Below are 8166 nucleotides of genomic sequence, written 5' to 3'. Positions count from 1 at the left end.
CCGCGGCTGCCGCTGCTGACCCTGGTGCAGCGCTGTTCCAGTCCAAAGGCTGTGGCGGCTGTCATGGCGCTGATGGCAAGACCACGCCCATGGATACCTACCCGAAAATCGCCGGCCAGAGTGTCGAGTACCTGCTGGCGCAGATGAAGGACATCAAGAGCGGCACCCGCGCCAATGGCCAGACTGCCATGATGAAGGGCATCATCGCCGGTGTCAGCGAAGAGGAAATGAAGAGCATCGCCGAATGGCTGACCAAGCAGTGATCTGATCTGCTATTCGAGCATTGCCTTGAGACTGGCCAGGTGGGATTTCCCCCTGGCCTTTTTTTCTTCGGCTAATTCCTTGCTGTCCCGGCCTTCCCACGCCAGGTCTTCTTCGGGGAGTTCCTGCAGGAAGCGGCTGGGTTCACAATCCACCACTTCCCCCCCCTTGCGGCGCTTTTGGGCAAAGCTGATGTGCAGCACCTTGCGGGCGCGGGTAATGCCCACGTAGGCCAGGCGCCGTTCTTCCTCGATGTTGTCTTCCTCGATACTGACGCGGTGGGGCAGCAGCTCTTCTTCCATGCCCACCAGAAAGACATAGGGAAATTCCAGCCCCTTGGCGGCGTGCAGGGTCATGAGGCTGACGCGATTATCGGCGCTGTCCTCGTCCTGGCGTTCCAGTATGTCCATCAGGGCCAGGTGGCTGATCATCTCTGCCAGGCTTTCGCCGCGCATTTCGTCCTCGTGCAGGCGCTGCAGCCAATCCAGCAGCTCCGCCACGTTCTCCGTGCGGCGCTCCGCCGCCTTGTCATTGGGCGAAGTCTGGTACAGCCAGGCTTCGTAATTCATGTCTCCCAGCAGTTCGCGCACGGTACTGACCGGGTTGTCTTCATGGGCCAGGCGTAACAGATGCCGGATCCACTGGCTGAATTCCCGCAGGCGGCTGACAGCGGCAGGCTTGAGCCTTTCCGCCAGTCCCATTTCATCGATGGCATCGAACAGGGGAATCCCGCGGTCGCTGGCATAGCTGCTCAGCTGCTCCAGTGTACCCGGGCCGATCTGCCGTCGCGGCGTGTTGACCACACGCAGGAAAGCGGCATCGTCCTGGGGATTGGCCAGCAGGCGCAGGTAGGCCATGATGTCCTTGATCTCGGTGCGCGAGAAAAAGGAGCTGCCGCCACTGATGAAGTAGGGCACATTGTGCAGGCGCAGCAGTTTCTCGAAGATGCGGGACTGGTGGTTGCCCCGGTAGAGAATGGCGCAGTCGCCGTAGTCGCGCCTGTGCATCACTTTCTGGTGGATGATCTCCGACACCACGCGTTCGGCTTCATTTTCTTCATCTCGGCAGCGGAATACGCGGATTTCCTCGCCCGGTCCGAGGTCACACCACAGGCTTTTCTCGAATACGTGAGGGTTGTTGGCGATGAGCCGGTTGGCAGCCTTGAGGATGCGGCCGGTGGAACGGTAGTTCTGTTCCAGTTTGACCACCCGGAGTCGGGGAAAATCCTCCTTTAGCCTGGCGAGGTTCTCGGGACGGGCACCACGCCAGGCGTAGATCGACTGGTCATCATCGCCCACCACGGTGAGCGCGCCCCGCGGTCCCACCAGCAGGCGCACCAGTTCGTACTGGGAGCTGTTGGTGTCCTGATATTCGTCCACCAGCAGATAGTGGATCCTGTGCCGCCAGCGCTCCAGAATATCCGCGTTTTCCTGCAGCAGCCTGACCGGGAGCTGGATCAGGTCATCGAAATCCACGGCATTGTAGGCACCGAGGGTGCGCTGGTAAGCGGCATAGATCTGTCCGTGGCGCAGTGCAAGGTCATTTTCAGCACGGGACATGGCGGCTTCCGGTGTGAGCAGGTCGTTCTTCCACTGGGAGATCTGCCAGCGGGCCTGGCGGATGGCCTCGTTGTCCGGCTCGTCCTTGAGCAGGATCTCGCGGATCAGGTGCTCGCTGTCCTGAGTGTCCAGGATGGTGAAGCCGGGACGCAGTCCTGCCGCCTTGTGTTCGCGCTTGAGCAGGGTCAGTCCCAGCGTGTGGAAGGTGGAGATGCCAAGGCCGCGGCTGTTGCTGCCCTGCAGCAGTTCACCTACCCTGGCCTTCATTTCCTGGGCAGCCTTGTTGGTGAAGGTCACGGCGGTAATGTGATGTGGCGCCATGCCAACGGTATTGATCAGGTGGGCGATCTTGCGCGTGATGACCCGGGTCTTGCCTGAGCCTGCGCCGGCCAGCACCAGCAGCGGTCCATCGAGATAGGCTGTTGCTTCGGCTTGTCTTGGATTGAGATCGTTCATGCCCTATAGTTGGAACCATCGCCTGAAACAGGGGCGGGAATTCTACCCCAGAGAGCCCAAGCATGAACGATTTTTCCAGCAGCCGTCCAAAAACACCTGCCGCCAACACGGAGCTGAGCCGCGAATCCTGGCGCGTCTTTCAGATCATGGCCGAATTCGTGGAAGGCTTCGAGCGACTCAGCCGCATCCGTCCGGCGGTGAGCATCTTCGGCTCTGCCAGAACGCCTGAAGATCACCCCTGGTATGCCAAGGCAGAGAAGGTTTCGCGCCTGCTGTCCGATGCGGGTTTTTCCGTGATCAGCGGTGGTGGCCCAGGTATCATGGAAGCAGCCAACAAGGGGGCTTTTGCGGGGGAATCCCCCAGCATCGGCCTGAATATCCACCTGCCCCACGAACAGCATGCCAACCCGTATCAGGATGTATCCCTCAGCTACCGGCACTTTTTCGCACGCAAGGTCATGTTCATCAAGTATGCGTCGGCCTATGTGGTGCTTCCCGGCGGTTTTGGTACCCTGGACGAACTGGCGGAGTGCCTGACCCTGGTGCAGACCGGCAAGGGACGCCGGATTCCCATCATTCTGGTGGACAGCGCTTTCTGGAGCGGTTTGCTGGACTGGTTTCGCAACAGCCTGTGTGAAGGTGGCACCATCAGTCCGGAGGACATGGAGCTGATCCAGGTCTGTGATGAACCCCAGGAGATCATGCAGGCCATCTTCGACCACTACGGCGGACGCGGGTTCGAGCCTTCGGCAGATGAGCTGGAAATTCTTTTGGAGTTATAATCATGTTTTTCTGTTTCCGGAATCCGGCCATGAAGCCACTGTTGCTAGTCCTCCTGCTGCTTTTTCCCGCTGCCACGCTCTGGGCTGAGGATGAACCGCCACCACCGCCTCCGCCGGCACAGGAAGGGGAGGAAGAGCTGGAGCCGGAGGTCACCATCCGGCAGCAGGGTTCGAGAACCATTCACGAGTACCGTGTCAACGGGCAGTTGTACATGGTCAAGATAGTGCCGAAGAAAGGTCCTCCCTACTACCTGATGGATCTGAACGGGGACGGTCAGATGGACACCCAGGAAGACGATCCCACTGGTGTGGTCGTTCCCCAATGGGTGTTTCTCCGCTGGTAGAAAACTGCCTGCCTGAATCTTGAAAAACCTCATTCGCATACTGGAGTCCCTCGCGGAAGTCACCGGGCGGGTCATCGCCTGGGGAACCCTGCTGATGGTACTGGTCACCTTCGCGGTGGTGGTGTTGCGCTATGCGCTGGACACGGGGTGGATCGCCATGCAGGAGTCCATCACCTATCTCCACTCCCTGGTGTTCATGCTGGGGGCTGCCTACACGCTGAGGCATCAGGGCCATGTGCGGGTGGATATCTTCTACCAGAAGTTCAGTGAGCGGGGACGGGCCTGGGTAAACCTGCTGGGTACGCTGTTGCTGCTGTTTCCCATGATGAGCTTCATTGTCTGGATCAGCTGGGAGTACGTGACCGAGTCCTGGAAGGTGATGGAAGGTTCGCGGGAAGCGGGCGGTCTGCCGGGGGTGTTCCTGCTCAAGACGCTGCTGCTGCTCATGCCGGTAGCGATGATGTTGCAGGGACTGGCGCTGCTGCTGCGCAGTTTGCAGATCATTCGCGGGGATGAACATGGCTGACTGGATGCCTTTCATCCTGTTCGGTGTCGTGGCCCTGGTACTGATGCTGGGCTATCCCGTGGCCTTTACCCTGGGTGGGGTCTCACTGATGTTCGCTTTTCTGGGAGAATGGGCGGAGCTGTTCGACGATGCCTTCCTGCAGGCACTGCCCAACCGGCTGTACGGCATCATGACCAATGAAACCCTCATTGCCGTGCCGCTGTTCGTATTCATGGGCGTGATGCTGGAACGTTCCAAGGTGGCCGAGAGCCTGCTCGATACCATGGCGGCACTGTTTGGCGGATTGCGCGGCGGCCTGGGAATCTCGGTGACCCTGGTGGGTATGCTGCTGGCGGCAAGCACGGGCATCGTCGGCGCCACCGTAGTGACCATGGGGCTGCTGTCCCTGCCGACCATGCTCAAACGCAATTATGATCCTGCCATTGCAGCGGGCACCATCTGTGCTTCGGGCACCCTGGGACAGATCATCCCACCTTCCATCGTGCTGGTGCTGCTGGGAGACGTGCTGTCGTCCGCCTACCAGCAGGCACAGCTGGAAATGGGTATCTGGAACCTGGAAACCGTTTCCGTCGGTGATCTTTTCGTGGGCGCGGTCATCCCCGGTCTGGGGCTGGTCCTCATGTATCTGCTGTACCTGATCGGTGTGGCTTTTTTTCAGCCAAAACGGCTGCCGGCAGCCAGGGATGATACTGCCGGTCAGGCCGCGCTGTGGTGGCGGGTGCTGACGGTGCTGATGCCGCCTCTGTTGCTCATCGTTGCGGTACTGGGTTCGATCCTGGGCGGACTGGCGACGCCCACGGAAGCGGCTTCTGTCGGTGCCGTGGGTGCTATGCTGCTGGCCGCCCAGCGCCGGGAACTGAACATGAAATCCTTGCGTGAGGTGATGGAGTCCACGGTCAAGGTTACCAGCATGGTGTTCATGATTTTTGTCGGGGCGGCGGTGTTTTCCCTGGTGTTTCGCGGCTTCGGCGGTGACGACCGGGTCAGTGAACTGCTGACCAACCTTCCGGGTGGGGTGGTCGGCGCCGTGGCGGTGGTGATGTTGCTCATGTTCCTGCTGGGCTTTATTCTGGATTTCATCGAGATCACTTTCGTGGTGGTGCCCATCGTGGGGCCTATCCTGCTGGCCATGGGGCTGGATCCGGTATGGCTGGGCATCATGATCGCCATCAACCTGCAGACTTCTTTCCTGACGCCGCCGTTCGGTTTTGCCCTGTTCTATCTGCGTGGAGTGGCGCCGCCGGGGGTCACCACAAGCGCGATCTATCGCGGTGTGCTACCATTCATCATCATACAGCTCATCATGCTGGGTATGCTGGCATGGTGGCCGCAATTGGCGACTTGGCTGCCGCATGTGGTGTATGCTGAATAAGAGTAACAGAGAGGTCATGGGGATGACCTTCAGCCTGAATTCTTGAATTCAGGTTTTCAATAATAATTATCTGTTCCGGACAGCCCGAGAACTTCCACAAGAGAGGTCATGGCTGTCCTGGTCGGCAGGCAGGTTTGCCTGCAGGCACTTTATGTTTGAAACCAGCGAAATAAGTGGGGGTATGCTGTGGCGCAACGTATAAGCCTTGGTCTGGCTATAATCATATTTTTTGCAGGCGTGGTATTCACGGGCCTTTTCAACATGGGGCTTGCCTATACCAATGAACTGGAATTTTGTACGTCCTGCCATTCCATGCAGGTGAATCTCAAGGAGTACCAGGAAACCGTTCATTACAAGAGCGCATCCGGTGTCAGGGCGGTGTGTTCCGATTGCCATGTACCCAAATCTTTTGGACCAAAAATGGTGGCAAAGGTGCTGGCCTACAAGGATGTGCTGCACGAGATTCTGGGAACTCTGGATACGCAGGAAAAGTATGAGGCTCATCGCTGGGAGATGGCGAGTGAGGTCTGGGAAAAAATGAAATCCACGGATTCCCGCGAATGTCGCTCCTGTCACGACTGGGACGCCATGGATCTTGCCGAGCAGGACCGTTCTGCACGCAAACGTCATGGCCGCGCCAGGGACGAAGGCAAGACCTGCATCGATTGTCACAAGGGGATCGCTCACGAAGAGCCGGATGAACCGGAAGAAGAGGAGGCGTCTGCGGAGGGTTGATCGCCCTGAACGGACGGACGGATGATGAAACAGAGAAAGAGATTGCTGATGAATTTCCGAATACTTCTGGGTGGTTTGCTGTTGTTGGTCTCATTCCATACGCTGGCCGGCGATGCCGAGTTGAACAAGGAGTTGCGACTGTCGGCCATTGTCGATGACGTGGAGTCGATTGAAAAACTGCTGGCCAAGGGGGCCGACGTGAACAGTGCCAACAAGTACGGCAAGACGGCGCTGATGATGGCCGCTGAAAACTGGAACCTGGCGGCCGCCTCGGTGCTGCTGGCCCATGGCGCCGATGTGAACCGCAAGACGGTAGCCAGCTGTACTGCTCTTACCCTGGCGGCTGAAAATGATTCCCCCGAGGTGACCGCACTGCTGATAGAGCGGGGTGCGGATTTGAATGCGCGTACCCGTGCGGGAGCAACGGCATTGCTGCTGACCGCACGTTATGGTGTAGCCGATATGGTGGAACAGTTGCTGTTTCGCGGTGCTGATCCCAATGACCGTGACAAGGAAGGGCGTACTCCCCTGATGCTTGCGGCGGCCAACGGGCATGGCGATGTTGTCAAGCTGCTGCTCAAGCACAACGCCAATGTGAACCTGGCAGACAACAAGGGAAAGACAGCGCTGATGTATGCCGTGGAAGCCGAGAAGAGCATCGATATAGTCAAGGATCTGGTCGCGGCGGGTGCCGACGTAAATGCCCGTTCCAAGGATGGTGCGACAGCGCTGATCTGGGCCGCCGGCAGCGGCAATGCCGAGGCGGTTGCCTATTTGCTGCAACAGGGGGCGGATATCAATGCACAGGATAAGGACGGCACCACGGCGCTGCTGGAAGCGGTGGATGTCCGTGAGCCGGAGGTGGTGAAGGTGCTGCTGGCCAGGGGCGCGGATATATCGATCAAGAACAAGGAAGGCAAGACGGTGAAAGACATCGCCCGTGGATTTCGCGACCACAAGTGTCTGGATATCCTGGATGCTGCCAAGTAGCAGCCAGTATTGCCCCGGCAGCAAAAAGCCCCGCCGAAACGGGGCTTTTTGCTGCCGGGGTTTCAAAGATTTCTAGCGAATCCTCATTGGCCGCCAGCTGCGGTCGAAGTTGTCGAAATCCCGGTTCCGCCATCCCGGAGGTGCGACATTCTTGGGTTTCAGGCTGGCTACATAGGAGAGAACGGCTACCTGTTCAGGTGGAGTAAAATTCCTGATCTGCTTGATCATTTTCTCGTCGCCATTGCGGCGGCGGCCATTGCGGATCCAGTTGAACTGGCGTGACAGGTAGCTGTAGTGCTGTCCCTGTATGCGGGGTACATGTTTTTCTATGTCGCCTTCTCCTTCATCACCGTGACATTCGGCGCACATCTTGTCGTAGATAACTTTTCCTTCTTCCAGATGCAGGGAAAAGCCCTGTTCATTATGTGGTGTCATGGGCATGCTGGAGACATAGGCAGCGACGTCTGCTATTTCCTGAGGGCCACCGAGAGAACGGCGGGAGGAAAAGGCGCGCATGATGGGGTTGTCCCTGTTGCCTGCGCGGAAATCAGCGAGCTGCTTGATTACCACGTTTTTCAGCTGACCGGCAATTTGAGGATAACCGCTGCCTGCAACGCCCCATCCTTCCGGGCCATGACAGGTGATGCAAATCGTTTTATAGAGTCTCTTGCCGTTTTCCACATTGGGCTTCAGCTTGATTGCCTCTTCGAATTCGGTCAGGTGACCCTCCGCCAGCAAGGGCAATGAATAACTGAAAAGAGAGAACCCGGACAGGAGGCCGATGGCACCCTGCATCAAAGGGCGGATGTATGAACGTTGAAGCGCTTTTTTGCTCATGAAAAGTATCCCCTGAGTTGTGGGTTGCTGGTTCAATTCAAACCTCGGGAAGCCCTGCAACCCAGGAGCCTGCAGTCTGCAGGTCTCATATGCTGAATGAAGAGCTGTCCCGGGCATCCCTGCTTGTGTTAAAGATTGTAAAAAGCACCTGTCCTATGGCAATTTGGGGTAAATTCCGGGCTGGCTTCGATGAAGCGCGATCCTGTAAATTTACCGCATAAAAACCTAAACTAATCTAGATGCTTAGCATGGTGCTTGTCCTTGACCCACGTCATAATTGTGTCAGGTATCTCCATTATTTCGC

At 57.9% G+C, this 8166-nt stretch carries 9 protein-coding genes; 7 read left to right on the top strand and 2 right to left on the bottom strand.

Annotated elements, in window-relative coordinates; genetic code table 11:
* A partial coding sequence (locus ACOCD2_RS08250; protein ID WP_293672545.1) for a c-type cytochrome occupies positions 1 to 263 on the top strand: 263 nt, incomplete at its 5' end.
* Between the two features lie 9 nt (positions 264 to 272).
* Here ACOCD2_RS08250 and rep read toward each other — a convergent pair.
* The gene (gene rep / locus ACOCD2_RS08245; RefSeq protein WP_293646458.1) at positions 273 to 2276 is read right to left on the bottom strand and encodes a DNA helicase Rep; all 2004 of its coding nucleotides are present in this window, start codon (positions 2274 to 2276) and stop codon (positions 273 to 275) included.
* A gap of 62 nt (positions 2277 to 2338) precedes the next feature.
* Between rep and ACOCD2_RS08240 the strand changes: the two genes are divergently transcribed.
* The 6 genes from ACOCD2_RS08240 (at position 2339) to ACOCD2_RS08215 (ending at position 7025) form a co-directional block, all read left to right on the top strand.
* Complete coding sequence (locus ACOCD2_RS08240; RefSeq protein WP_293646460.1) at positions 2339 to 3058, top strand: TIGR00730 family Rossman fold protein; 720 nt, start codon at positions 2339 to 2341, stop codon at positions 3056 to 3058.
* 2 nt (positions 3059 to 3060) lie between these two features.
* Entirely contained in the window at positions 3061 to 3402 is a 342-nt protein-coding gene (locus ACOCD2_RS08235; protein WP_293646462.1) for a DUF2782 domain-containing protein, read from the top strand.
* A gap of 19 nt (positions 3403 to 3421) precedes the next feature.
* Complete coding sequence (locus ACOCD2_RS08230; protein ID WP_293646464.1) at positions 3422 to 3928, top strand: TRAP transporter small permease subunit; 507 nt, start codon at positions 3422 to 3424, stop codon at positions 3926 to 3928.
* Positions 3921 to 5300 (top strand): TRAP transporter large permease, encoded by a 1380-nt coding sequence (locus ACOCD2_RS08225; protein ID WP_293646466.1) that lies wholly within the window; start codon positions 3921 to 3923, stop codon positions 5298 to 5300. The genes ACOCD2_RS08230 and ACOCD2_RS08225 overlap by 8 nt, the downstream gene beginning before the upstream one ends.
* A gap of 186 nt (positions 5301 to 5486) precedes the next feature.
* Positions 5487 to 6035 carry a NapC/NirT family cytochrome c gene (locus ACOCD2_RS08220; protein ID WP_293646468.1) on the top strand — a complete coding sequence of 183 codons (549 nt, stop codon included), beginning with the start codon at positions 5487 to 5489 and terminating at the stop codon, positions 6033 to 6035.
* A gap of 48 nt (positions 6036 to 6083) precedes the next feature.
* Entirely contained in the window at positions 6084 to 7025 is a 942-nt protein-coding gene (locus ACOCD2_RS08215) for an ankyrin repeat domain-containing protein (RefSeq protein ID WP_293646470.1), read from the top strand.
* 72 nt (positions 7026 to 7097) lie between these two features.
* Here the strand turns inward: ACOCD2_RS08215 and ACOCD2_RS08210 are convergent, their stop codons facing one another.
* Positions 7098 to 7862 carry a c-type cytochrome gene (locus ACOCD2_RS08210; protein ID WP_293646472.1) on the bottom strand — a complete coding sequence of 255 codons (765 nt, stop codon included), beginning with the start codon at positions 7860 to 7862 and terminating at the stop codon, positions 7098 to 7100.
* Positions 7863 to 8166: the final 304 nt, after the last annotated feature.

It is taken from the genome of Thiolapillus sp., from assembly GCF_048562965.1.
Taxonomy (GTDB): domain Bacteria; phylum Pseudomonadota; class Gammaproteobacteria; order Chromatiales; family Chromatiaceae; genus Thiolapillus; species Thiolapillus brandeum_A.
Note: the sequence above shows the minus strand (reverse complement) of the source record. Positions and strands in the feature narration are given on the sequence as shown.